Annotated in this window: 21 protein-coding genes; 13 read left to right on the forward strand and 8 right to left on the reverse strand. The window is 47.3% G+C overall.

The window, feature by feature from the left end; translation table 11 throughout:
- Positions 1-208: 208 nt before the first annotated feature.
- The 4 genes from ABEQ74_RS09235 to ABEQ74_RS09250 all read left to right on the forward strand — a co-directional run bounded on the left by ABEQ74_RS09235 (position 209) and on the right by ABEQ74_RS09250 (position 5987).
- Entirely contained in the window at positions 209-823 is a 615-nt protein-coding gene (locus ABEQ74_RS09235) for a hypothetical protein (RefSeq protein ID WP_430121692.1), read from the forward strand.
- 198 nt (positions 824-1021) lie between these two features.
- The gene (locus ABEQ74_RS09240; protein WP_430122148.1) at positions 1022-4132 is read left to right on the forward strand and encodes an ATP-binding protein; all 3111 of its coding nucleotides are present in this window, start codon (positions 1022-1024) and stop codon (positions 4130-4132) included.
- Between the two features lie 60 nt (positions 4133-4192).
- Positions 4193-4951, forward strand: a complete 759-nt coding sequence (locus tag ABEQ74_RS09245) for an AAC(3) family N-acetyltransferase (protein ID WP_430121694.1) — start codon at positions 4193-4195, stop codon at positions 4949-4951.
- Positions 4952-5198: 247 nt separating this feature from the next.
- The gene (locus ABEQ74_RS09250) at positions 5199-5987 is read left to right on the forward strand and encodes a methyl-accepting chemotaxis protein (protein ID WP_430121696.1); all 789 of its coding nucleotides are present in this window, start codon (positions 5199-5201) and stop codon (positions 5985-5987) included.
- A 214-nt stretch (positions 5988-6201) separates the two neighbouring features.
- Here ABEQ74_RS09250 and ABEQ74_RS09255 read toward each other — a convergent pair whose 3' ends face one another.
- Together ABEQ74_RS09255 and ABEQ74_RS09260 are read right to left on the reverse strand one after the other, a co-directional pair.
- Complete coding sequence (locus tag ABEQ74_RS09255; RefSeq protein WP_430122149.1) at positions 6202-6996, reverse strand: SDR family NAD(P)-dependent oxidoreductase; 795 nt, start codon at positions 6994-6996, stop codon at positions 6202-6204.
- A gap of 65 nt (positions 6997-7061) precedes the next feature.
- Positions 7062-8087 (reverse strand): AraC family transcriptional regulator ligand-binding domain-containing protein, encoded by a 1026-nt coding sequence (locus ABEQ74_RS09260; protein WP_430121698.1) that lies wholly within the window; start codon positions 8085-8087, stop codon positions 7062-7064.
- Between the two features lie 466 nt (positions 8088-8553).
- Here ABEQ74_RS09260 and ABEQ74_RS09265 point away from each other — a divergent pair, with 466 nt between their 5' ends.
- Positions 8554-9360: an SDR family NAD(P)-dependent oxidoreductase gene (locus tag ABEQ74_RS09265; protein WP_430121700.1), complete on the forward strand. Its 807-nt coding sequence runs from the start codon at positions 8554-8556 to the stop codon at positions 9358-9360.
- Between the two features lie 233 nt (positions 9361-9593).
- On the forward strand, positions 9594-9899 hold the full coding sequence (locus tag ABEQ74_RS09270; protein WP_430122150.1) for a MarR family winged helix-turn-helix transcriptional regulator: 306 nt from the start codon (positions 9594-9596) through the stop codon (positions 9897-9899).
- A 43-nt stretch (positions 9900-9942) separates the two neighbouring features.
- Here ABEQ74_RS09270 and ABEQ74_RS09275 read toward each other — a convergent pair whose 3' ends face one another.
- From ABEQ74_RS09275 to ABEQ74_RS09285, 3 genes are read right to left on the reverse strand one after another with little or no spacing between them, the layout of a single operon-like run.
- Positions 9943-10548 carry a response regulator transcription factor gene (locus ABEQ74_RS09275; RefSeq protein ID WP_430121702.1) on the reverse strand — a complete coding sequence of 202 codons (606 nt, stop codon included), beginning with the start codon at positions 10546-10548 and terminating at the stop codon, positions 9943-9945.
- Complete coding sequence (locus ABEQ74_RS09280; protein ID WP_430121704.1) at positions 10545-11672, reverse strand: sensor histidine kinase; 1128 nt, start codon at positions 11670-11672, stop codon at positions 10545-10547. Before ABEQ74_RS09280 ends, ABEQ74_RS09275 begins: the two co-directional genes overlap by 4 nt.
- A gap of 18 nt (positions 11673-11690) precedes the next feature.
- On the reverse strand, positions 11691-12827 hold the full coding sequence (locus ABEQ74_RS09285) for a DUF418 domain-containing protein (RefSeq protein ID WP_430121706.1): 1137 nt from the start codon (positions 12825-12827) through the stop codon (positions 11691-11693).
- 377 nt (positions 12828-13204) lie between these two features.
- Between ABEQ74_RS09285 and ABEQ74_RS09290 the strand changes: the two genes are divergently transcribed.
- The 3 genes from ABEQ74_RS09290 (at position 13205) to ABEQ74_RS09300 (ending at position 15781) form a co-directional block, all read left to right on the forward strand.
- A complete protein-coding gene (locus tag ABEQ74_RS09290; protein WP_430121708.1) occupies positions 13205-13942 on the forward strand; it encodes a hypothetical protein in 738 nt (245 codons plus the stop codon).
- Between the two features lie 88 nt (positions 13943-14030).
- The gene (locus ABEQ74_RS09295; RefSeq protein WP_430121710.1) at positions 14031-14597 is read left to right on the forward strand and encodes a hypothetical protein; all 567 of its coding nucleotides are present in this window, start codon (positions 14031-14033) and stop codon (positions 14595-14597) included.
- 104 nt (positions 14598-14701) lie between these two features.
- A complete protein-coding gene (locus tag ABEQ74_RS09300; RefSeq protein ID WP_430121712.1) occupies positions 14702-15781 on the forward strand; it encodes an ankyrin repeat domain-containing protein in 1080 nt (359 codons plus the stop codon).
- Positions 15782-15864: 83 nt separating this feature from the next.
- Here ABEQ74_RS09300 and ABEQ74_RS09305 read toward each other — a convergent pair whose 3' ends face one another.
- Positions 15865-16896 (reverse strand): YsnF/AvaK domain-containing protein, encoded by a 1032-nt coding sequence (locus tag ABEQ74_RS09305; RefSeq protein ID WP_430121714.1) that lies wholly within the window; start codon positions 16894-16896, stop codon positions 15865-15867.
- 176 nt (positions 16897-17072) lie between these two features.
- Here ABEQ74_RS09305 and ABEQ74_RS09310 point away from each other — a divergent pair, with 176 nt between their 5' ends.
- The 4 genes from ABEQ74_RS09310 (at position 17073) to ABEQ74_RS09325 (ending at position 21887) form a co-directional block, all read left to right on the forward strand.
- Positions 17073-17945, forward strand: a complete 873-nt coding sequence (locus tag ABEQ74_RS09310; protein WP_430121716.1) for an SMI1/KNR4 family protein — start codon at positions 17073-17075, stop codon at positions 17943-17945.
- A gap of 111 nt (positions 17946-18056) precedes the next feature.
- The gene (locus ABEQ74_RS09315) at positions 18057-18800 is read left to right on the forward strand and encodes a Bax inhibitor-1/YccA family protein (RefSeq protein WP_430121718.1); all 744 of its coding nucleotides are present in this window, start codon (positions 18057-18059) and stop codon (positions 18798-18800) included.
- A gap of 182 nt (positions 18801-18982) precedes the next feature.
- Complete coding sequence (locus ABEQ74_RS09320; RefSeq protein ID WP_430121720.1) at positions 18983-20461, forward strand: protein adenylyltransferase SelO; 1479 nt, start codon at positions 18983-18985, stop codon at positions 20459-20461.
- A gap of 274 nt (positions 20462-20735) precedes the next feature.
- Positions 20736-21887 (forward strand): VanZ family protein, encoded by a 1152-nt coding sequence (locus tag ABEQ74_RS09325; protein WP_430121722.1) that lies wholly within the window; start codon positions 20736-20738, stop codon positions 21885-21887.
- A 169-nt stretch (positions 21888-22056) separates the two neighbouring features.
- Here ABEQ74_RS09325 and ABEQ74_RS09330 read toward each other — a convergent pair whose 3' ends face one another.
- Together ABEQ74_RS09330 and ABEQ74_RS09335 are read right to left on the reverse strand one after the other, a co-directional pair.
- Entirely contained in the window at positions 22057-23220 is a 1164-nt protein-coding gene (locus ABEQ74_RS09330) for a glycoside hydrolase family 18 protein (protein WP_430121724.1), read from the reverse strand.
- 4 nt (positions 23221-23224) lie between these two features.
- Entirely contained in the window at positions 23225-24316 is a 1092-nt protein-coding gene (locus ABEQ74_RS09335) for an acyltransferase (protein WP_430121726.1), read from the reverse strand.
- Between the last annotated feature and the right edge of the window lie 13 nt (positions 24317-24329).

The following is a 24329-nucleotide window of genomic DNA, read 5'->3' on the forward strand; positions in this document are numbered from 1 at the left end:
AATATTCTTATAACTAATCGTAAGGGGCTTTGGATGATTAATCAATTGCCATCTATGCGAAGAGGTCCTTTGATTGCTGCGTCATGAAACTAGGCGGATTCCCCTATTCCGCATATTACCCGAATCGGCTAAACTATATGTAAACTAACAACGCATTAGCGCATGTGTAAACTTGTAGACCCAAATCATTCAGATTGTCGGTGAATCTATGGATAGAATAAAAAACAGTGGATTTTATAAGCTGCGATTCTTCATAACGCCGGAAGAGTTCCGAAGCGTGCTGGAGCTTTTTGAACATAAGGATACCCAATTCCGCCTTACGAATGGCGACCGGACGAGGCATGATGCGAGTCAAGTGAATGAGGCTTATCAGGCTTATTATCGATATTTTGCTGCGAGGGAAAAGAGGGAGGGAGTTCGCCCTTTCTTTGTCTATTCCATTCCGGTTACGTTACAGCAGGAAGACTCGGGATTTTTTGCGAGAAATGAAGGTGTTCAGTTCCCTTACTATGGACAATGGGCCGAGGATGAGCTGCCGTGCATCCTGCTTTCTTTTCCTAAAGGCTTTCAAATCAATATGGAGGATAAACAAGGGAAGTACTATGTGTATGAGGATATCCGGGAACATCGTCCATTAACGTATAAGTTGTTTGAGGAAATCACGGGATTCATCAAGAAAAGAACAAAGCCGCTTCGTTTCTCAGCGCTGGATCCAGAGGCAATGAAGGAGCAGAAGCCAACGGTTCGTATAAGCCGTGATGTAATGCAAGACATGAGTACATCATGGATATTCACTAAATACGGACTTCAGATCCGTACCTGATGGTACTAGACACAAGGTTCTCCGATAGATAGAAGAGAAGCCACTCCATGAATCATGGGGTGGCTTTGACGATTCGTACCACATATTAGGAGGAATTCTGGAAGATTTGAATAGCTTTGTCCGATATAGAAGATAGGATATGGAGAATGGATTAGGAAAGAGGAGTACATCTTGGCAAAGAATTTATCAGGTCATCAAATGAAAAAGAGTCATCTTATATTATTCATAGTGTTATTATTAGTCGTCCTGTCGAGCTTGCGCATACTGTGGATGGAGTTATTCCCTGACGAGCGGCAGGTAGCCATTACAAATGGTCATCTTGATTTAAGGGATTGGAAGGCTGAAGACGGCGGTATCCTCCTGCTTGATGGGCAGTGGGAATTCTATCCCTCACAATGGCTGCAAGAAGGCAGCGGGCAGCATATAGCAGGTGATCTGGAGCCACAGATAATTACAGTTCCGGGGAAATGGAACGGAGCCTTACATACTGAAGCGTCAACGCCATATGGATTCGGATCTTATCGCCTGCGTGTTTTTGTTGATCCGAAACAGAACGCTAATTATAGTATTCGCATACCCAGCGTCCGTACTGCATCCGAATTGTATGTCAATGGGCGATTGCTCGCCAAAACCGGCCGGGTTGGAGAAACGAAGGAAGAATATACGGCGAAGAACCTGCCTTATTCTGCAAGCTTCACAGCAGACGACCATGGTGTCATCGATTTGGTGATTCAGGTAGCCAATTATGAGGATAGTCGGGGAGGCGGCATTGTCCGGTCCATTAAATTCGGATCAGAAGAAGTTATGGCAAAGGAAAAGACACTTTCCGTTTCGATGCAGACGGTGGGAGTTATTCTATTTCTCATGCATTCCGTGTATGCACTTGTTTTATTCTTACTGGGAAACAGGGATAAGAGACTGCTATACTTCTCTCTGCTTACATTTTGTGTAACCCTCTCCAATGTCTTAAGTACGGATGAGAAGCTGTTTCATCAATTCATATATATAAGCAGCGATTGGGATTATCGGCTGTCCAATGCCGCATTTATGATCGGATGTTATGCGCTGCTGGAATGTACTGCTCATCGGGAACTTCGTTATTGGAGAAGGGTTTATCCTGTTTATAAAGTGATGATTATTGGGACGGCCGGTTTAACCCTGTTCTTGACTCCACCGCAGGTGATTATGCTCTTCCCGATTTACTATTTGCTGGGCTTCACTACAGCCATCATCACGATTATTGCCATCGTAAAAAATGTAATCAAGGGTATCCAGGACCATCTGTTACTTCTTATTTCCATGCTTGGATTGGTCCATCATTTCCTGTGGGCGCTAATATCGAGGGGAAGTGCGCTGAGTGTAGCCCACTATCCGTTTGATCTGATTCTTTCAATGGGATGCCTGGCAGCCGTATGGTTTAAGGGGTATTTCAAGATGCATGCGAACACCAAAGAGATCGCCGCCACCTTGCAAAGAGTCAATGACCACAAGGATCAATTCTTGGCGAACACTTCCCATGAATTCAAAAATCCGCTCCATAGTATGCTTAACATGTCACAATCCGTGTTGAACCGGGAACGACATTCGCTTCAGGATCGAAGTGTAAAGGAGCTTGAAACGATTCTGTCCGTAGGACGTCGTCTAACATTAATATTAAACGATTTGATTGATGTGATGAGTCTGCGGGAAGGCAATCCACGTCTGCAGAAAAGGTCGATATCGATTCAGCCGATCGTCACGGGTGTTATGGATATGCTTCAATTTAACGCAGAGGTGAAGTCCGTCCAAATCGTAAATCAGATCCCTGAAGATTTTCCACCCGTCATTGCTGATGAGAATCGGGTTATTCAAGTTGTGTTCAATCTGCTGCATAATGCCGTGAAATATACGAATGAAGGGGTCATATCGCTTCAAGCTTTTACAGACGATGGTAGGGCATATATCGTAATTGCCGACACGGGAATCGGGATGGATGAAGCTATGCTAAAACGTCTGTTCCATCCCTATGAGCAAGCGAGCGCCAGCGAGACTATGATCGAAGGTGGCTTCGGGTTAGGTTTAAGCATAAGCAAGCAGCTCATTGAGCTTCATCAGGGTACGTTAGAGGTGTCCTCCGTACCAGGGGAAGGCTCCAAGTTTACGTTTTCGTTAAAGCTGGCAGAGGCGGAAACAGAGGGAGAGCAGAGTGATTCCAGCTCATTCGAATCGTTAGCAATACCATCTGCGCTGGCTGAGGAAACAGCCTGGGCCGGTCTGGAAAAAGGGGAAGTCCTGCCACCAGCTGCAAATCAAGAGCTTTTACCTGAAACAACTCGTAACCGTCCGCTATTATTAATCGTTGATGACGATCCGGTCAATCTTCAAGTGCTTGAAGCGATCCTGCCTCCGGACGAATATGATCTAACGATGGTCACCAGCGGTAAAGAAGCGTTAGCTATGCTGGATGCCAAGGCATGGGATCTGGTTATCTCCGATATTATGATGCCGCAGATGTCGGGTTATGAGCTAACACGGAGGATCCGCGAGCGGTTTACGCTCACAGAGCTCCCTGTGCTGCTCCTTACTGCCCGAAGCCAACCGAAGGATATCCAAAGCGGTTTTTTGGCGGGAGCAAACGATTATGTGACCAAACCGGTGGAGGCATTAGAAATCAGGTCGCGGATTGAGGCCTTGACGACGATCAAGCAAACGGTTCGGGAGCAATTGCGATTGGAAGCGGCATGGCTGCAAGCACAGATTCAGCCTCATTTCTTATTCAATGCCTTAAGTGCTGTAGCGGCTTTAAGCGACATTAATTTGGACAAGATGCGTAATTTGCTTGATGAGTTCAGTAACTTTTTGCGATACAAATTCAGATTCCATGATACGGATGGACTTGTACCGATCGAAGAGGAGCTAAGTCTGGTGCGCTCGTATATCTATATTGAACAGGTTCGCTTTGAAGAGCGGCTGCAGGTTGTATGGGAGGTAGACGATTACGAGGAATTGAAAATTCCGTTTCTTTCGATCCAACCTTTAGTTGAGAACGCGATAAGACATGGCGTCATGAAGCGCTCTCGCGGGGGGAATATATATATTCGGATTTCTGTCCATAACAGCCATGCGGAAATAACCGTTCAGGACGACGGGGTCGGCATGGATGAAGCTCAATTGCAGCGGATATTAGAAAGGAAGGCAGATCACAGTTCAGGGGTGGGATTAATCAATACGGACCAGCGATTAAAGCGGCATTTCGGCACAGGTCTTCAAATTAAAAGTACGTTAGGCCAAGGGACCGTGGTTACATTCTATGTACGCTTCTCTAAATGAATGATAGAGTGAGCTGTGAGTATTAAGCAAGTTTAATATAATGGCCCGGGAGGGAAGAACATGCACACAACTGGGAGTTTAATGAAACAATTAGAGCAGCTTGGCATCGATCACAATGGAACGTTATTGGTTCATTCATCGATGAAAAGCATGGGGGCTGTCGAGGGCGGCGCGGAGACTGTTTTGGATGCATTTACAGAGTATATGAAGGATGGGCTGCTGGTGCTGCCCACGCATACATGGTCCTATATTAATGCCGATAATCCCCGATTCTACGTGGATGAGTCACCTGCCTGCGTCGGTATTCTGCCAGAGCTGTTTCGTAAAAGACCCGGCGTGATTCGCTCGCTGCATCCCACTCATTCGGTGGCTGCATTAGGCGAAGATGCTGCAGCGTTTACCGATGACGATCATCACTTTGATACGCCATGCGCCAGAGGTTCCGCGTGGGGGAAGCTGCTTGATCGAAAGGCGACCATATTGCTGGTAGGTGTTGATCTAAGGCGTAACACATTTATTCATGGCGTCGAGGAATGGGTGGACATACCAGGCAGATTAACGGATGATCATCAGATGCTCTACACTGTTTTACCTGACGGGACGGAGATTTCGGTACCTTCTCGCAGACATTGCGGATTGTCATGGTCGGAGCATTTTTGGAAAGTTGATGAGGTCCTGGAAAGCCGGGGTGCCATGCATAAGGGGATGCTTGGCGATGCCGTTGTAAGGGTTTGTGATGCAGCCAAGGTGGCGGAAGTCATAACGGACATGCTCCAGGATAATCCGGATTTGTTCTCGGATAATAATCCTTTGGATTAGCGAAGACCCTCTAATAAGCTGCTATTATTCATCTGGAAGATCCTCACGAGAATAACAGTCGACTCACTAAAGCTCAGATGCGCAAAACACCATGTATATAATTTGTATAGATGTGGTTGTTAAACTGATATTTTAAGCTATAAATTTCTTCGCATCCTGTCATTATATGCACGAGCTGATAGTTGAGAGAATTCTGTAAGCTGCATGATTATGCCGCTTTATATAATAGTGGGGGTCGACTAATTTCATGATGTATAAACAAGTAGGATCGGATGACTTGGTTGTCCGGGCGCTGGAGAGAAATGTGGCCATGATCCGTTTTGGCATCGATCGGAAGGTGGCCTATGTAAACGAAGTATTCGCAAATACGATGGGATTTACCGTTCAGGATTTACTGAACATGCAGCATCGCGATTTCTGCTTCGAATCCTTTGCGAACTCTCCGGCATATGAGCAGTTCTGGCAGGCGCTGCTCTCAGGCCAAAGCTTTCAGGATAAGATTGAACGCAAAAACGCAAGTGGTGAAGCGGTTTGGCTGGAGGCTACTTATATGCCAATATATGACGAGCAGGACTCCGAGATTATTGGAGTCTTCAAAATCGCCACAGATATTACGCAGCGACAACGCAGTCTGACTATCGTTGTTCAGGCATTAGAGAGGACTTCCCACGGTCTGAGCCAACGAGCAGAAGTAGGTATCGGCAGGAGCCGGGAGCTGCTGTTGAACGTGGACCAGATTGCTGAGATATCGGAGGATAATACGATGATTCTCAAAGGGCTGCAAGAGCAGGCCAAGTCCATCCAGGGCATTGTTCAAACCATACGTGGTATCGCCTCACAGACCAACCTGCTTGCTCTAAATGCTGCCATTGAGGCAGCCCATGCGGGGCCGCATGGCCGCGGGTTTAATGTCGTGGCTACGGAAGTTCGGAAGCTGTCCAATGAGTCATCAGAATCGACCGGCCGGATCCAGGACAATATCAGCGGCATCACGAGAGAAATATCCCAGATATCGGATGGAATCAACCGCATTTAGTCTTCAATCGAAGAGGGCCAGCAGCAGATCCGGGTGACCATGGACGACTTCAATGATATTGTTAACTATGCTCGGAAGCTAGATGAACAGGCTCGAAACGTTGCTGTGAATATTTAGCTGGAACATAAGAAGAATGTAGAATGCAACCAAATGAAAGAGCTGCAACAGCAGCTCTTTTGTATTTTTTATCCTTATATAAACAATGCGAATCGATTTAAAATATCGTTGGCACCATCCCCCCATCCATCCGGATGGGAGAACCTTTAAATGCGGAAGCATAAGGGCTGCATACAAATGCAGCGAGTCTGCCAATCTCCATAGGTCTGATAAAGCGTTGAATTTCAGATTGAGGCAGATTTGTTGTCATAAATGTTTTCTCTTTTTCTGAAAAAGTCATATCTTCATCAGGGTAAATCCCCTCAATAATTTGCTGTACATTCTCAGAGAGTGTGGGTCCTGGCATGATTGTATTGACTGTAACTTCGGTACCGATGGTTAATTTGGATAAACTTTTAGACAATGATAACAGCATGGATTTAGTCATCGCGTACTGAGGCATTTGTCCTGAAGGCATCATGGCTTCTTCACTCGCAATGAAAATAATGCGGCCATAATCCTTCTTCAGCATGGCAGGTAAATAAAATTTTGATAATCCATTGGCTGTAAGAACATTCGTCCGGAAGTACTTTTCCCATACTTCATCGTGGGCGTCCTCATACTGCATAATTTCATAGATCCCCATATTGTTAACCAAAATATCCACATCGGGAAATTTCTTGAACAAAGCTTCTCTTTGCTTGATATCCACGATATCCGCCGCGGCATTTTGTGGAGAGGTAGCGGGAAATTTCTCTTTGATTTCATGCACCGTTCGTTCTACCTCTTCATGATTACGTCCATTAATGAGTACATGAACACCTTCCTTGGCAAGTTCAATGGCAATGGCTTTACCTATACCTTTTGTAGAGCCTGTAACTAGAGCTGTTTTATTGTGTAGTCCCATATCCATCATGCATTTCTCCTTAAACAGTGTGTTGATAGGCGGTCATTCTCAAGAATAGTTCAGCGGTTCTTCTATATCGAGCTTATGTCTGGATGCTCAGTACGCCAATGGGTGGGTGTATCACCTTCCCATTGGCGGAAGGCGCGGTAGAATGAGTTCTGATCTTCATATCCAATTAAGAAAGCCACTTCTTTAATATCGAGTGATGGGTCTGCCAGGTACTCTCGCGCCTGTTCATGTCTGGCTTGTGTCAAAAGGTGATTGAAGCTCGTGTTTTCATCAGAAAGACGGCGCTGCAAGGTTCGGTTGCTCATATTGAGCTCCCTGGCAATCGTCTGAATGTCGGGGCGCCCTCCGGTAAGGCTGCGTTTCATAATCCACTTGACCGTTTCGGTAATGGAGCGGCTGTGCTGCTGTTCATAAAGCGATCGGTCCAAAGCGGGAGTCAGGATCTCTAACAGTTCTTCGTTGTACGAGAGAAAGGGGCGGTCCAGATCTTTTCGATGAATCGTCAACCGGTTCCGTCCTGCACCCATCTGGATAGGACCGCCGAAGTAATCTTCAAGGGCATGTACATCGCCCTCGGTGTGTGAAAATTCGACGAGCTGTGCCGTCAAAGGCTGACCTGTACCCCGGCGACCAAGCTCCAGAAGACATGCCAGCGTGATGCCCACCAGCACCGGTGGACCGGGCTGCTCGGCATGCAGCCATTCAAGTTCGATGGTACAGTGCTCGCCTTCTTCAGTGATACGTAAGCTTTCGGGCGGACACAGTTGCTTGTACCGAGCCATTCGATTTAACGCGTCACGGTAATCACGAGCGTGGTAAGTAGCCAACATGGTGGGAGGATACTTCGCTGTTTCGTAGACGGTTGCAAGCCTGATAATCCCTTGGGCCGTATCGCCTATGAGTTCTGAATAAGCCTCCCAAATCGCAAAATATTGGGTATTGGTAACGGTGGATTCCGTTACAATGGTAAGCGGCAATTGTGCTTTACGAGCTACCTCATGGGAGGCAATTCCTAATTCACTTAAACCTGCCCAGAACCCTGGCGGAATTTTAATGCGGTTGGAGGCAGGAGAGTTATGAAGATTCATGGTATGTGGCCTCCTTTATCTGCGTAACTTATCTTCTGTCCCGGTGTTGATGATTGTCCTGCCTTATGGCAGCGACAGCTTATATAATACCTCTCGAGTTTCGCTATGTAACTAGTAGAATGTGACATCTCACTTGCCAGTTACGCCAATTGCAAGATGCAGGCCAGCCGATCCAGCCACACGCGGCCTATTCGTAATGAATTTCCCTCCATTATAACGATCCCTTAAGGAATAACCCTGCATCCCAAACGGCTTATCACTTAACCCAGATATGAACATTTGCATCGAATAATAGGTTCTGCTATTATTTTAGATTGAAATAGTTAGATATCTAAATAATTAAAAAAGAGACTAACTTGATCCTTCTACGGGTACCCTCAATACAGTACTGTATCTTGATGCGCTTCAAGAGAATACCAGGAACAAAACGATGAAAGTCTCTCTTAAGAGAAAGGGGTTATGAACGATGGGAAGAGTGGAAGATAAGGTAGCGTTAATAACAGGGGGAGCCTCTGGCATTGGCCTTTCCTCTGCAACATTAATGGCAAAAGAAGGAGCCAAAGTCGTTATTGCGGACTTTAATGTGGAGGGTGCTAAAGAGGCGGCCGAGCACATTAAAGCAGCGGGCGGAGAAGCGACCGGCATCTTCCTTGATGCAGGGGATGGAAAATCCATTGAGGAAGCCGTTGAATTTACGGTAAGCCACTATGGTAAGATCAATGTCTTGTTTAACAATGTAGGATTGACCAATCTGAAGAAGGACTTGGATGTTGTTAACATGGACCTTGATGAATGGGATCGACTGATGAACGTCAATTTGAAGAGTGTACTATTGGGAAGCCGATTTGCCATTCCTCATATGATTAAAGCAGGCGGAGGTTCCATCATTAATACGGCATCCATGGCGGGCTTTGCAAGTGATTCCATCCGGACTGCTTATGGTACTTCGAAAGCGGGCGTCGTGCATCTGACTAAGTATATTGCCACTCAATACGGCAAACACAGCATCCGCTGCAACGCGGTAGCGCCTGGTTTGATTTTGACTCCGGCTGCCAAGAACAATATGGTACCTGAAGTACTGGATATTTTCGCAAAATATAATGCATTGCCGTACCACGGTGAGCCCGAAGATCTTGGCTACACGGTTCTCTTCCTGGCTTCGGATGAATCCAAGTTTATAACAGGACAAACGATCGAGGTAGAAGGCGGGCATTATATCGCGAACCCAAGCATTGCCGATATCGAGGCATTTGCTAAAAAGGCACAAGCTTAATCTCCGCTCTGAGCTATACTTGCGTGGGGATGTATGCTTAACTAGATAGCTGTAAACGAATAAGAGCCTATTAATCTCATTTAGGCTCTTATTTTTTATAGATGGGGAGGTTTGTATGAACGAAGAGCAGACGATATTCCAAACCATACATAATATGGACAAGGTTACGAACCATTTGATTATTCAGTGGGAGCAAATTGTTTAATGGTGACCTTGGTATTTCCCACATTCTCGTGCTCAGCCATTTAAAGGCTAGTGGAAAAAGCCGACCGTCCGACATTGCGCGGAATTTAGGATTGACCCCGTCTACGCTGACCCATTTATCAGAGAAGCTGGTGAAGAAGAAGCTGGCCATCAGAATAACGGATGAGTCTGACAGGCGAATAAGTTGCCTGAGTATTACGGATAAAGGGATAGACATGATTCACAAAGCGTATGAGTGCGGGCACGCTTTACGAAGAAATTTATATGAAAGATTAGTAGAGGAAGAGAGGGCGCAGCTGCTACGGATTTTTGAAAAACTAAATGCGACCCTGTAAAGAAGTAAGCACCCCACATTGTAACCCGCTATTCCGGTGCCCGCTACAGCCAGCCTTTTTCCTCCGCGATGGTAACAGCTCGCTGCCGGGATTCGGCCCCCAGCTTCTGAATGGCAGAGGAGAGATAGTTGCGCACGGTTCCTCTCGTCAGAAACAGGGCTTTGCTGATATCCCCGGTAGTCATGCCTTCCCTGGTCAGGCGAAGCATCTCGGTCTCCCGTTCGCTCAGCGGGTTCTCTTCCTTCATGAAGAGGGCTGCCGCCAGGTCGGTGCTGACGACCCGTTCACCCTTCATGACCCGTCGAATGGCTCGGATCAGGCAATCGATCGGCTCATCCTTTAGCAGATAACCCTCCACCTGGGCGTCCATCGCCTTTTGTAAATAACCGGGACGCGCAAAGGTCGTAACCATCATAATCTTGCAGGGCAAACCGGCACGACGGATGTTCTCGGCCAATTCAAGGCCGTTGATATGCGGCATTTCAATATCGAGCAGACACACATCCGGCTGATGCGCAAGGATCGCTTCCCAGGCTTGCTGCCCGTCGGGAACCTCGGCCACTACCTCAAAATCGTCTTCGAATTTCAGCAATGAGGCAAAGGCGCCGCGAAGCATTTTTTGATCTTCCGCAATTACGATTCGAATCATATAGCGTCCTCCTTGTCATGCGGGCGAAGCGGAAGCTTCAGTGTCAATTCGGTGCCTGCCTCTGGCAGCGGGTCGATGACGAAGGAGCCGCCCAGCACCTTCATGCGTTCCATGATCGATGGAATGCCGTTACCACCGCTTCGCCCCCTGATCCCCACCCCGTCATCAGCGATATGAATCTGATAGGCCTGCTCATTGAATTTCAGGATGATGGTACACTGCTTGGCTTCGCTATGCTTGATGATATTGGTCATGGCTTCTCGAACGCAGAGCGCAAGCATGGTTTCCTCTACACTGGATAACAACGGCAGGTTCTCTGGAGCTTCGATATGCAGCTCAATGCCTGCCGTATGGAGCAGCTTGGCTGCATGCTCAAGTTCATCACTCAAGGATATGAATTTCATCTCCGATACCAGCTCTCTAACTTGTTTCAAAGCGGTCCGGGACGTATCCCGAATCTCGTTTAATTCCTGCTTGGCCTGTTCCGGGTCTTTATCGACCCATTTTGTTGCCAGTTCGCTTTTCATTTTGATCATTATGAGGGTCTGTCCCAAGGTATCGTGAAGATCCCTTGCGATGCGCTGCCGTTCCTCTTGCTGGATGTACTGGGCAATTTGCTCGTTGGCGGCGTCCAGCTTTCCTTGCAGGCTTTTGGCTTTCTCCTTGATATAGATGACGGTTGGGTACAGCATCTGGACAATCATGACCGGTAGGTAGATGGTATTGGGATTCTCGATCAGGGACTCCTGCCTGATGAGAAACACAAGCAGATATGATATACCAATGGCTGCACTGCCGATAGCAATATGTATCTTGGATTTGGCTCTCCCCAGCAAATCGGCCTGAATGATCGAGAATACGAGGATGCCCGGGCCGCTGTATATTCCAAGCACGGCAAGCGAGAGAAGTCCGGAGAGCACGGCAATCAGCAGCCAGCCGCCCCGCTGCCACAGACCAACGTAGAACGAAACGAGGAACAACAGGAGCAGCCCGAAGCTGCCCCACCATCCCAGCGCCGAATCCATATAGAAGATCCGGTAGATTAAAAACACGGTTAATATGATATCGATAAGCAGATAACTTCTGACCTGCTCTCTCGGGTATAACTTGAAGAATCTGCCCATGCGAAGCCCCCAATTTGGCTATCTTGATTCGAAGTAACCTACCGCCCGCTTGCGGACGGTCTCCATGGGACCCAGCTTGAAACCGCGCAGCCACAATGATGCCAGAATTAGCTGGAAAACACAGATCACCAGCCAGATGCCGATAATAGCCGCAGAATTCAGCTTGCTGGCAAGGCTCAGGCCCCATCCGTAGAAAATGACAGATGCCAGGATATTCTGAAATACATAGCAGCTCAAGGACATTTTCCCCGCATTTTCCAGTAGGCGCCACAGCCATTCCCATTTCGTATATTGTATCATGCTGGCAAGGATAGCTATATACCCTACAGACATAAGCGGAGCGAACAGATAGCGCACGGGCAGATCGAAAGCACCGCCAGGGATAAAAATGAGCAAATTGAGCGGTACACCGACATAGAGCCCGAGCTTGAATAGCGTTCCCCGTAGTTTTTTGCCGTTCTCATCCGGGGAGAACACCCCTGCGCGCATAAAGCGAACCCCCAGCAGGAACAGGAATACGTTGGTTGGTATTACGAGGATGGCTTCCATTCGCAGTGGAAGGAAGTTCGCCAGTCGATATTGGACTTGCTCCAACCATGTGCCTTCTTGATAAAGAGCAACAACATCGCCAAAACCGCCCAGCGATACACTTGCGCCGCTCGCGAGTATCAATCCCGAGAGGGCCAGAATCGTAATAGCGAAGATGCTGCCAATTACGTTCATCGTACGGGCGATGAGCCGATCGCCGCCTTTTAGGATGAATGCCGCTATGAGAGCGGTAACCCCATAGCTCATTAAGATGTCATACTCCATGACGAATATAAAGTGCAGCAGGCCTTCGAGGATCAGAAACATTACGGCCCACAAATAAACGCCTGGCCATGGCTTCCCTTTGCGCTTCGCCTGCTGATACTTCATCTCCATACCGACGCCGAACATAATCGTTAATAGACCGAGCAGCTTTCCGTTGACCAGGAACAAAACGATCATGCGGAGAAGATCATTCAGGCCCCACCACCCGGATTGATTAAAGGTCGTAATATAGTTGAGATCCCCGGCTTGCGCGAATATCCAAATATTCGTTCCGAGCGTTCCCAGTATGGCAAAACCCCGCAAAATATCCAGCAAGCGTATTCTGTCTTTCCGTTGTTTCATCTCCCGTCTCCTTCTTTCCTTATGGCTTCTCTTTGTATTGTTATTGTAGATGTGCTGCCCCTTGGCGCGATATTCACACCTGTAAAAGGAATCGCATGACACCTGTCATAAATGTAAGAAGTGGTTGAAAAGCAAGAAAAGTAAGGAAAGGATCTGGAAGGAAATATTCCACGGTTTGTGGAAGATAACATACAACATATTTTAAAGGGAAAAAGGGATTGGCGCTTCATTTAGTGCCGATTCGAGGTACATAACGCGGGGGATGCCAGCTTAAAGATATGTGGGTGAATCGTCTTGTCCTCCCAAGAATAATTAGGATTCTGGTGAATGGAGCTCGTGAACGGGGAGAGACTCGCCAGTATACAGGAGGAATGATCATGTACATTGTTTCTAAACCAAAGCCGCTGTCGGGCGTCCAATGTCAGGAGTTTGCAAGCGAGACACCCGCTGTATATCCACCGGGCTACCTCCGGTTTTTGCAGCAGTTTGGCGAAGGCACTTACACAGGGTGGATGAATGTCCAGCAGCCCGATCCAGAGGTGCTTCAGCCTTTTGCCGAGTACGGTTTGTGGGAACATGATGAAGACGGCCCGATTACCGAGCAGCAAATTGCAGAATGCATCGCTATCGGCACAACGGTGGACGGTGATTTTCTGGCAGTGCATCCCAAGATATTCGGACTGCTGTGGTTGCCTCGTCATTCGGAGTATATTCAGGTGTTGCCGCTGCAAGCATGGGAGCAGGAAGAAGATAGTGTGTACCCGCTTGTGCTGGATGAAATCTATCGGCATGTGTATGGAAGCAGTCAAGAGGGGCCCGTTTATTATGAACCATGGACAGGTACACGGAGTCATCTTTTTCTAAGGTTGCCGTCGGGGCCGGATTCACCTTCGCTGCCAGAACTAGCCGGGATGTGCCAGACGGATGCATCTCCTGATTTAATCATTGAGACCCCACATGCATGCCATTTGTTTTATCGGCATCTGGGTGGTTATATTCGGTTTAATTATGCTTATGGACAAGAGGTGGCTATCTTCTACGAACAGGATGCACAGAAGGCCTTCGCCGATATGGAGCAGTGGCTTTTGTCAAAAGGGTGCCGCGCGATTTCGTAACAATATAGTTCCGGAACGTTTCTCCTTAAAGTCACTATAAATGCAGGCGGGCCATTTTTTTATGAGGTCTGCGAGAGGGGGCGTGTAAATGAAGCTGGGCTTTACTTTGGATACCCATGGAACGTGTGTAGGTCAATTGAAGGATGAGCTGCGGCCATTGGAGGATGCGGCAGCAACATGGCTGTTTCCTTATAATATTTTCATTGTATTCCGTGTTCTCCCTGATCATTATGCTCGCCAAACATTCAGACGGTTTGATAGCAAAGAACACACCCTCTACTTGGATATCAGCATAAGTTATGAGCAGTATCTGCGGATGTCCAAGCATGAGCAGCGTGAGGCATTGGGCATCTATCTCTATGACTATCTGTCGGAGTCTGTTGCTAAATATAAAAAGCATGCTGATCCGGAAACCCAAAGCCAATGGCTAGGACAGGTGAAACAATGGATGCTCAATAACAACTGGCTGAATGGGAAAATTCATCAAGCGCGGGAGCTGCTGTCACAAGATTTGGACCTGTATGAAGTCAGTCGAGCAACGCAAATGTCGCTAGAAGAAGTGGAGTATATCTATCTTCGCATGTTTGGCCATGAGCAGGCCGAAGTACATCCCGATAACATTACAGCAGCCAAAGCTCCACCATATTCTTTGTAGGTCCCCTATAAGATGACGATACGGCCGTGGCCTGATCGAGAATACCAGTCAAGCTGGTAAAATGTATGATCATGCGCGTACATAAACGAGAAGGGGGAGAATAGATGATCGTTCTGAAGGATATCGGCAAGTTCGAGGATTTGCCGGACATAGCGATGCATATTAACAAGGGAAATATTCCGGCTTTGCAAGATGCCATTGCCACAGGTTGGAATATGGAAGAGGGCATTGTACTGAGTAAATATACCACCTTAAGCCCGCTCGATCTGGCGCTGATCTCACAGCGAATGGATGTTGTGAAACTGCTGGTCGAGCACGGTGTTAACCTGAATGCGCATCATAACCCGGCTTTTTTGCGGGCTGTCCGCTATGGTAAGGAGGATATCGTCCGCTATGTGGCTGCTCAAGGAGCCGAGATGGATAAGCGCAATCAAACCGGGTCAGGCGCATATACGCAGGCCTATTACGGCAACAAAAAGAACATCCCGCTCATTCACGAGCTGGGATTGGATCTCAAGAAACATGGCAGCAGTGTGCTGCGCCAAGCCGTATCGGATCATGACTATAAGACACTCGACTATTTACTCGATCATGGAGCGGACATCAATTATAACCAGCCCGACATGGTCTATCCTTATCAAGCGACCCCGTTGACCGTTGCCGTCCGGTTCGGGAATCTGGCCATGGTCAAATATTTAATTGAACGCGGCGCGGATGTAACGATAGCGGAGAAGGATGGTGAGCGGCCGTATACAATTGCGGTCAGCGAAAAGCATACCGCTCTTGCAGACTATTTGAAATCGCTGGAGCCAGCGGAGTTTCATGATATGGAGAACAAGAAATATGAGCTGAAAAAGTATAAATTGCCCGAGGAACTGGTCAAATTTCTAACCGGGGACCAGCTGCACTTGGAGCTTGCACCGAATGAATACGAAATCGAATATATCGATTTCTTCCCTTTGATCGACACGATCGAAATGAAGATCGGCCGGCAAAAGCTGCTGCGTCTGTCAGCGGATATTGACAATTACTCACATCTATATCTCGTATGGAATCCGAAGAAAAAGGGTCAGATCGGTTGTTATGACACCGAGCATCAGACGTATGCTGATTTATGCAGCTATACCGAATTCATCGCGCAGCCGGACGTGTATCTTATCCGGTTTCTTGAGGGAGAGTTGTAAGTAAGGAATTCACCTTAAATAAGAACGGGACGGCAGCAGCCGTCCCGTTCTATTATGATATGAATATTGAGGCATTGACCCTATTAGTCCAGATTTTTATCTCCCTTAATCGTAGGGTTTCCTGTCTGGTCCAGATGGGCTACTTCCTTCTTCAATGTATCCCGAACCTGCTCGGTATCCTCCACTTTTTGTTTATGGACTTCTCCTTCACCAGTGACTACCGGGCGTTTATTGACCTCAACGCGTTCCTCCGTGACGGGGATGCGGATGGTTTCATCACGGCCGATCGGTTCACCGGAAACATCATCTTTCACCGATTTTTTCTCAATTACAACCTCTTCGCGGGTTACCGGGACATTAATTGTCTGCTCGTTCTCGACGACTTCCTTACGAAGATTACCCTCGCCGGCGGATTGTGGCTTCTTCGAGATATCCAGCTGTTCCTCGCGAAGACGCATGGTGCGCTCCTGGTCAGTATCAAGGGTACGCTTATCCTGCTGGTCCAGACGATTTGGGCGATCCAGTGTAGCCATCTCCTGATAGAAGACAGGCTCTCTCTTTTCACGCGTAGGAACATCCACGGCATCCGAATTCGAATTCGTTACGCCTCCGCGATTCTTGTAATAGGATGCATTTAAGGAATGGTGATTGCGGAATACAGTATATACCTGATCGTCCCGATTGTTATCCGCGTCCATCATCACCAGAATATTACCGCTATTAACATGCGAGTTGTATTCTTTGGCCTCATCTTCCGGTATACCCAGACCAACCAGTCCTCCGACCAGTCCTCCTGTACCTGCTCCCACCGCGGCTCCGGTTAGCGTTGCTGCAATTGGTCCTGCTGCCAAGATTGGTCCGATACCAGGAATCGCCAGCGCTCCCAGACCAGCCAGCAGTCCGGCTACGCCACCTAGCACGCCACCGGTTGCCGCGCCGGTAGCAATGCCTTCCGGAGCCTTGGTTCCTGTCTCGTCATGAATCGTATCTATATCTGCTTTGTTTTTGCCTACTACCGAAATATCATCCGCACGATAACCGAGGTCTTTTAAATCTTGGATTGCATTTGAAGCGTCTTGTTCCGATGCAAATACACCAACTAATTTTTCTGTCATGTTGATTACCTCCTGCTGTGTGGTATGGGATTCAAAAAATACTTAACCACTCCATTAGAGTTCAAACTTGGGGATAATAGGGAATTTACTGGGGGGAATCTCGACTTTGCGGCATGTTCTGGGGAGAGGAAAATGGTATAATTTGATCAAGTGATTTGATTGGGAGGCGACAGACGATGAGTGAAGAGCTACTGGAGCAGCTGGAAGAGTGGCATGAAGAGGACGAGTTTGAGGAAATCGTAGATGCGATTATGGAAATTCCGGAGGAAGAACGGGATTATGTGCTGATCAGCCATTTGGGCCGAGCGATGAATAATTTGGAACGCTATGACGAGGCAGTTGAGTTATTTTTGTCAATACAAGATGAGGGCAAGGATGATCCGCTGTGGCATTATCGCATTGGACTTGCTTATTACTACTTGGACCGGTATGAGGAAGCGCGAAGAGCGTTTGAAGTAGCTGATCAATTGGAGCCCGGCGACGAGGATACACTCGAGTTCTTGGAATGGATTCGCAGTAAAACCGCTCCGAAACCTGCAGAGCAACCGATTGCGATGTCCCATACCGATCCGGATGTACTGAATTTCTGGGATGATCGCGCACTTGCGGCTGACCAATACACCTCAGCTCCACCTTCAGATGATCTGATTGAATCGGTGGAAGAATCATTGGTCTTCAAACTGCCTGCATCCTATATCAAAGCGATGAAATTACATAATGGTGGAATTCCCCGAAACAGGAAGTTTCCGATAGGGGATGGAGCGCAGGAATATATCGAAATCTCAGGCATTCTGGGAATTGGACGAGATAAGAAAAAATCACTGTGCGGAAGCCTGGGCAGCCGCTATATGATCGAAAGCGGCGGGTATCCTGAGATTGGCGTGGTCATTTGCGATTGTCCTTCCCCATCCGAGGTTGTAATGCTGGATTATCGCTCGTCGGGGAACGATGGCGAACCTGAGGTCGTCCATGTTGACAAGGCCAAGAATTATAAGATTACACGTCTTGCCACGAATTTCGATGCCTTCCTCGGCGGGCTTTCATCATAGCCCTGTGAAAGATAATTCTTGAATTGATGTGTGATGCTTAATTTTGTGTATCCTAAAATATTCCAACCTATGTTAGAATAAATAAAAAAGTTAGATAGGGAGGATATTCATTTGATAGGGCGCAGTGGAAATCCGACGCTCAACGAAGAAAGGTTTGAGCGCGAAGGATATTATTACAACGATCAAGAAACGATGACAATTGGCGGCACAGTGAACAAATCGTTCATGCTGCTCGCGCTGCTGATTGGGGCAGCCGTTATTTCATGGGTTATGTTCTACAACGGGTATGAGGTATTCCCGTACATGATCGGCGGAGCGATCGGCGGCTTTGTGCTGGCGTTGATTATCAGCTTTGTGCCGAAGGCAGCACCATTTCTAGCTCCGGTGTATGCAGTCCTGGAAGGCTTCTTCCTGGGTGCTTTATCGGCTCATTACGAGTATTTGTATTATGGAATCACGATGCAAGCGGCTTTACTGACGATGTCTATATTCCTGGGTATGCTGATTGCTTATAAATTGGGCCTGATCAAGGCTACTGCAGGCTTCAAGCGTGGGGTTATCACCGCTACGATCGGTGTTGCGCTTGTATACTTGTTAAGTTTCGTACTGCGGATGTTCGGCGTGGCTGTGCCTTTCCTGCATGACAGCACCCTGATTGGCATCGGAATTTCCGTTGTCATCATCATTATTGCGGCATTGAATTTTATACTCGATTTTAATTTTATCGAAGAGGGAGCCGAGAACGGTTCACCTAAATACATGGAGTGGTACGCTTCCTTCGGTTTGTTGGTTACACTCGTATGGTTGTATATCGAAATCATCCGTCTGTTATCAAAGCTGGCAAGTCGGGACTAAAGATTTCACTCACTTTATCATCGTCATCGGAATTCCCGATGGCGATTTTTCTTTTATAGGACATGCAGTTTTTATCCTGCGGAATAATTAATTTCCTACAGTAAACCCTATCAACAGTGACTTGTGTTTAAATAATACGTAGAACCTAATTTATCAAACTTGCTTTTTGAGAAGGAGATCTCATGACGAATAACAATGCTGTGACCGAGATTGGATGGAATTTTGACAACAGCTATGCGAAGCTGCCGGATTCCTTTTATACCTTACAAGATCCCACGCCCGTGCGCTCGCCGGAGCTGGTTATTCTAAATGAGCCGTTGGCGGAATCCCTGGGTTTAAACGCAGAGGCGCTCCGGAGCGCAGAGGGTGCTGCCATGCTGGCGGGTAACAAAATACCAGAAGGTGCTTCACCGCTCGCACAGGCGTATGCGGGCCACCAGTTTGGTTATTTTACGATGCTCGGGGACGGACGGGCAATTCTTCTTGGAGAACAACTCACTCCGGAGGGGAAACGCCTGGATATTCAGCTCAAAGGCTCGGGACGGACGCCGTATTCCCGTGGGGGCGATGGCCGGGCGGCTCTGGGTCCGATGCTGCGTGAATATATCATCAGTGAGGCGATGTTTGCCCTGGGGATTCCAACCACCCGCAGCCTGGCGGTCGTATCCACCGGACAGCCTGTCACCCGGGAGAGAGAGCTGCCTGGTGCAATTCTGACCCGTGTGGCCTCAAGTCATATTAGAGTAGGTACATTTCAATACGTTAGGGGAGCAGGTACGACCGAAGATCTGCGGATTCTGGCCGATTACACCTTAAAGCGGCATTACCCGGATGCTGATCTCGCTGACGGTAGCAACCGCTATTTGGTCTTGCTCCAGGAGGTCATCAAGCGGCAGGCTGCCCTAATCGCCAAGTGGCAGCTGGTCGGTTTTATTCATGGGGTGATGAATACCGATAATATGACACTCAGCGGCGAAACGATTGATTACGGTCCGTGTGCGTTCATGGATACCTTTGACCCCAATACGGTATTCAGCTCCATCGATGCTCAAGGCCGCTATGCTTACGTGAATCAGCCGCATATGGCTACCTGGAATCTCGCCAGATTGGCGGAAGCCCTGCTGCCCCTGCTGCATGAGGAAGAGGAGCAGGCCATCAAGCTGGCTGAGGAGGCGATCGGATCATTCGCTGATCTGTATCACGGACATTGGCTTGCAGGTATGAGGGCCAAGCTGGGGATCTTCCATGAGGAGGAGGAAGATGAATCACTGATCGAGAACCTCCTCCAGATGATGAAGAACCATCAGGCAGACTATACGAATACCTTCCGTGCGTTGACGCTGGATCAGCTGGATTGTACGCCTCTGACGGGTACGCCTGAATGGGCTTCCTGGTATGAGCGCTGGCAGGCGAGACTTGATCGGCAGCAGGAATCCAAGGAACAATCCTTGGAACTTATGCGCAGCAGCAATCCTGCGATCATTCCACGTAATCACCGGGTAGAGGAAGCACTGGAAGCGGCAGAGCAGGAGGGTGATTACAGCGTCATGGAGGAACTGCTGCACGCGCTATCCGATCCTTACGCGTATTCTCCGGCGCAGGCCGAGTATGCCGTAGTGCCTGAGCGATCGCGTCCTTACCGGACTTTTTGCGGGACGTAAAGAAGAAGGAATGCTCCTATAGTAAAAAAGATTAAACGATATAAGCATAAGTTTTCTGAACGCCAAGGACCTCAAAAAGCCAAGCAAGATTTACTTTGCTTGGCCTTTTTATATATGGGGGGATTATCATAGATCATTTATGCTCTCTATGCGCTCTTGGGTAATAGATCACAAGGTATTGCCAGATCAATCTTTTGGAAATACTTATACGACTGAGGATTATTCATCTGCTTAGTTGTTATTCCTCGAGGTGCAAATAGAAAGGGAGAACGAAGTGCAAGTCTATGTATTGCCTATTTTTATTGCCATTTCCATATGCTTTTTATTAGCACTTTTTCTAACGCTGCCGTGGGCGGTTTATCAGTATCGTAAACATGGGTATTTTAGCTTTTGGAGAACATTACTTATCTTAAGCTTTATTTTTTATGGATTAAGTGCATTCTTCTTAGTGATTTTTCCATTACCCAGTGTTCGGAATAATTGTGCTTCGATTGATCCCGGCGCGATATTCATACAAAATCGTCCTTTTCAATTTGTACGGGATATTCAGCGCGAAAGTGGATTTCATTGGGCGGTCCCTTCAAGTTATATCGACTTGTTGACGACACGTGCCTTTTACCAAATGTTTTTTAATGTTTTGCTTTTGTTTCCTTTAGGTGTGTTTCTAAGATACTTTTTTAAGGGGAAAGCAAAATGGTATCATGCCGCTCTTATTGGGTTTGGTGTTTCGTTTTTCTTTGAAATAACCCAACGAACCGCTTTGTTTGGCTTTTTTGAATGCCCCTATCGTATATTTGATGTAGATGATTTGTTGACGAATACAGTGGGGACTGTACTTGGCTTTATACTCGCTCCTATGTTTTTGGTGTTAATTCCATCGAGGGAAACCCTTAGTGAGCAAAGGGACTTCTTTAACAACCAGAGAAAAGCAACTTTTGGTGCCCAACTCATGGAGGTTCTTCTAAATATAATAATTACCAGAGTGATAACCAACTTTATATTCGGGTTGCTGAAGAGACCGGGAGTACTTGTTGAGGAGATCATTTTTGCCATTGTTTTCTTTGTGGTTATGGTAGTTATCCCTGTAATTTGGAAAGGGAATACGGTGGGCTCCAAGATCGTTCGCATGAGATTGCTTCCCGAAAAGGGGAATTGGTTAGGAAGCTTGAGCCGACGTTACATCATTGTCTATATGCCTCTAATGCTCTCCGCATTATCGAAAATATTTTCTAATCAAATGGGTGAGGATCTTCTAGCTAACCTATTTGTAATTGGAGTTGTTTTTCTTACAGGTCTGTTATGGTTCTTTCTTTTCTGTCATATCATGGTCAGATGGATTAAGAAGGACAAAACCATTTATTTTAATCGGTACAGTCACATAGAGGCTGTAAGAGTCACTGGTGAAAGTGATAAAACGAAAATATAGGATACTGATGAATTAATATGTAGACGATTCGGTTTTCCAAAATAGATAGAGCCGATGATCCGCATTCGACTGCGATGATCATCGGCTTTTTCGGGTAAAGCAGTCTAGGTGTGTACCCTCTCAAAGAACGTATAAAGCATGGACTGAGATTAGGTACTGTCGCTTTATATTACCGCTTATCCGCTTGCTGCTTCTCATTCAAATGCTCCGTCAAATACTTCACGATGCCGTCCTCCGCGTCCTGGGCATACTGCCAGACCATTGCACCTCCAAGATTCTTGCTCTGGATGTAGGCCACCTTCTCTTTCAGGGCTTCCTTATCCTCATAACTGATGAAGGTCTTGCCGTCATACAGGTAGGCGGCTTTGGCTTGATCGTCGAAATAACGTTTGAAGCCATTTTTGTTCAGGTAATCCTTCTCGATCTGCTTGTAATGGAGGTTCACCTTGTCGATATCGATGGGTGTTCCAGGAGCGAAGAGACCGTTCTTGGCCCCTTGGTTCTCTTTCACGTTCTTCCAGCCGTACGAGTAGGCAGGGACGCCGAGCAGCAGCTTTTTGCTGTCGATATCATGATCCAAGTACATCGAGATGATGCCATCTATGGAGTGCTTGGATTTGCCTTGGCTGTCTACATACAGATTGGAGTTAAAGCCGGTGGTGTCGGACCATTTGCCGGTCAGGTCGTAGGTCATAACGTTGATGTAATCCACATACTTCTCCACCTTCTTAACCTCGACATTCTGAAAATACCAGTCCTGGGTTCCGGAAGCGAAGGTCAGCAGATAGTCCTTGTTCTTGTGAGGCAGCCTGTACAGCTTCTCCCGCAGCTCCTTCATCAGGCTGGTGAAATTCTTCGTATCCTCCGGGCGCGCTTTCTGCGTGTTCCAGGCATGGAACGCCGGATATTCCCAGTCGATGTCCACTCCGTCAAGGTCCAGCTCTTTGACCAGGTTGATGATGCTTTCCGTGAAGAGATACCGGTTCCCATCGAGTGCTGCATCGGAGAATCCGTCTGCACCGTAACCACCTACGGCCAGCACCATGCGTGTGTTCGGATTCGATGCTTTCAGCTGTTTAATGTTCTCTTTAATCTGGTCATTAGTTGTGCTGTCTTCATGAAAGTAGAGATCCGTTCCTGTAATCTTGGCAAACGCGATAAACGCGATATCCACGCCTTTCTCCGACAGCCTCATGTCCCGGTAATCCTGCCAGGCCTCCACATAAACCGCCGTTATTTTCCGGTCTTCCGCCGCGGAGATTTGATAGAAATAGAGTCCCATGCCCACAAGCAGCAGCACAATGAAACATTTGGTATAGATTGTTATTCTCATATGGTTAACCTCGCCCGCCGAATAGAATGTAGGTTGCCGCTTTGCTTAGGTTCAGCACTTTGACGGTGATATAGCTGATGCCGAAGATGATGGAGATATTCACGACCAGGCTGAGGGAGGCTTCCAGAAACGTCGCATCGACTCCAGTTCGCCCGGATAACATCATCTCGACCAACAGGTGGATCAGATAGATGCTGAAGCTGGCCCGGGAAACCGAACTGATCAATTTCTGGACTTTATGGTTCACTTGTTGGCTGATCGCCGCTTCCTTCTCCTTAAAGAAGATGAATAAACCGACCGACATGAAGAAGGTGGTAATGGAATAATTTCCATAGAACATTTCATCCAGGACACCGCTGCGCAGTGAGACAAAATAGGTAGCCACCGGCGTAATGAAAAACGATATAATGCCCAAATTGTACAGATAGTTTTTGGCTTTGAGGGGCAGCTCGAAATGAAAGAGATAATACCCCAATATAAAATAGCCCAGATAACCCATGAAGAACGGAATGTTCATGATGGGAATGTTAATGTATTGATCGGTGGCCCGAAAGATGGCATCCGAGAGGAAACGGTAGGCGATGCTGACGATAAACCAGAGAAGCAGATAATACCGGAGGTCCTTCTCGGAGCAGGCTTTGATGAATTTGCTGATGAGCGGCACCGTCATATAGATGGCAATAATGGCATACAGGAACCAGAGATGTACATAATTCCGGTCAGTAAGCAGCCGGTACCCGAAGTCAACAACGAATGCATAGGCACTCAGCTTGCTTTTCATCACATAATATTGATTATACAGGCCATAGATGAGCGACCAGGTCAGAAGGGGAATGAGCAGCGGCACGACACGCTTTCTATAAAATTCTCGGTAAGACGTAATGTTCGTTCTCAGAATCATCGCGCCGCTGATCATGAAGAACACAGGCACGGCGAAGCGGGAAATGGAGTTGAACCCGTTGCTGATCCACCAGGAGGAGGAATTGAAGTTATTTGAATTGGTTAGTACCTCCGCTGTATAGTGCAGAATAATGACAGCAACAATGGATAGGATTCTTAGGATATCGACGTAGACAATTCTCTTATTGGGAACCATGTGGTTTCAAACA

Origin of the sequence: Paenibacillus solani (genome assembly GCF_050475945.1) — a bacterium.
Lineage (GTDB): Bacteria > Bacillota > Bacilli > Paenibacillales > Paenibacillaceae > Paenibacillus_AQ > Paenibacillus_AQ solani_A.

Excerpts from the sequence above, each read along its gene's own strand:
- ABEQ74_RS09300 (WP_430121712.1), top strand. The coding sequence starts at position 14,702 with ATGATCGTTCTGAAGGATATCGGCAAGTTCGAGGATTTGCCGGACATA.
- ABEQ74_RS09245 (WP_430121694.1), top strand. The coding sequence starts at position 4,193 with ATGCACACAACTGGGAGTTTAATGAAACAATTAGAGCAGCTTGGCATC.
- ABEQ74_RS09280 (WP_430121704.1), bottom strand. The coding sequence starts at position 11,672 with ATGGGCAGATTCTTCAAGTTATACCCGAGAGAGCAGGTCAGAAGTTAT.
- ABEQ74_RS09250 (WP_430121696.1), top strand. The coding sequence starts at position 5,199 with ATGATGTATAAACAAGTAGGATCGGATGACTTGGTTGTCCGGGCGCTG.
- ABEQ74_RS09330 (WP_430121724.1), bottom strand. The coding sequence starts at position 23,220 with ATGAGAATAACAATCTATACCAAATGTTTCATTGTGCTGCTGCTTGTG.
- ABEQ74_RS09305 (WP_430121714.1), bottom strand. The coding sequence starts at position 16,896 with ATGACAGAAAAATTAGTTGGTGTATTTGCATCGGAACAAGACGCTTCA.
- ABEQ74_RS09320 (WP_430121720.1), top strand. The coding sequence starts at position 18,983 with ATGACGAATAACAATGCTGTGACCGAGATTGGATGGAATTTTGACAAC.
- ABEQ74_RS09285 (WP_430121706.1), bottom strand. The coding sequence starts at position 12,827 with ATGAAACAACGGAAAGACAGAATACGCTTGCTGGATATTTTGCGGGGT.
- ABEQ74_RS09240 (WP_430122148.1), top strand. The coding sequence starts at position 1,022 with ATGAAAAAGAGTCATCTTATATTATTCATAGTGTTATTATTAGTCGTC.
- ABEQ74_RS09295 (WP_430121710.1), top strand. The coding sequence starts at position 14,031 with ATGAAGCTGGGCTTTACTTTGGATACCCATGGAACGTGTGTAGGTCAA.
- ABEQ74_RS09265 (WP_430121700.1), top strand. The coding sequence starts at position 8,554 with ATGGGAAGAGTGGAAGATAAGGTAGCGTTAATAACAGGGGGAGCCTCT.
- ABEQ74_RS09235 (WP_430121692.1), top strand. The coding sequence starts at position 209 with ATGGATAGAATAAAAAACAGTGGATTTTATAAGCTGCGATTCTTCATA.
- ABEQ74_RS09255 (WP_430122149.1), bottom strand. The coding sequence starts at position 6,996 with ATGGATATGGGACTACACAATAAAACAGCTCTAGTTACAGGCTCTACA.
- ABEQ74_RS09275 (WP_430121702.1), bottom strand. The coding sequence starts at position 10,548 with ATGATTCGAATCGTAATTGCGGAAGATCAAAAAATGCTTCGCGGCGCC.
- ABEQ74_RS09260 (WP_430121698.1), bottom strand. The coding sequence starts at position 8,087 with ATGAATCTTCATAACTCTCCTGCCTCCAACCGCATTAAAATTCCGCCA.
- ABEQ74_RS09335 (WP_430121726.1), bottom strand. The coding sequence starts at position 24,316 with ATGGTTCCCAATAAGAGAATTGTCTACGTCGATATCCTAAGAATCCTA.
- ABEQ74_RS09290 (WP_430121708.1), top strand. The coding sequence starts at position 13,205 with ATGTACATTGTTTCTAAACCAAAGCCGCTGTCGGGCGTCCAATGTCAG.
- ABEQ74_RS09310 (WP_430121716.1), top strand. The coding sequence starts at position 17,073 with ATGAGTGAAGAGCTACTGGAGCAGCTGGAAGAGTGGCATGAAGAGGAC.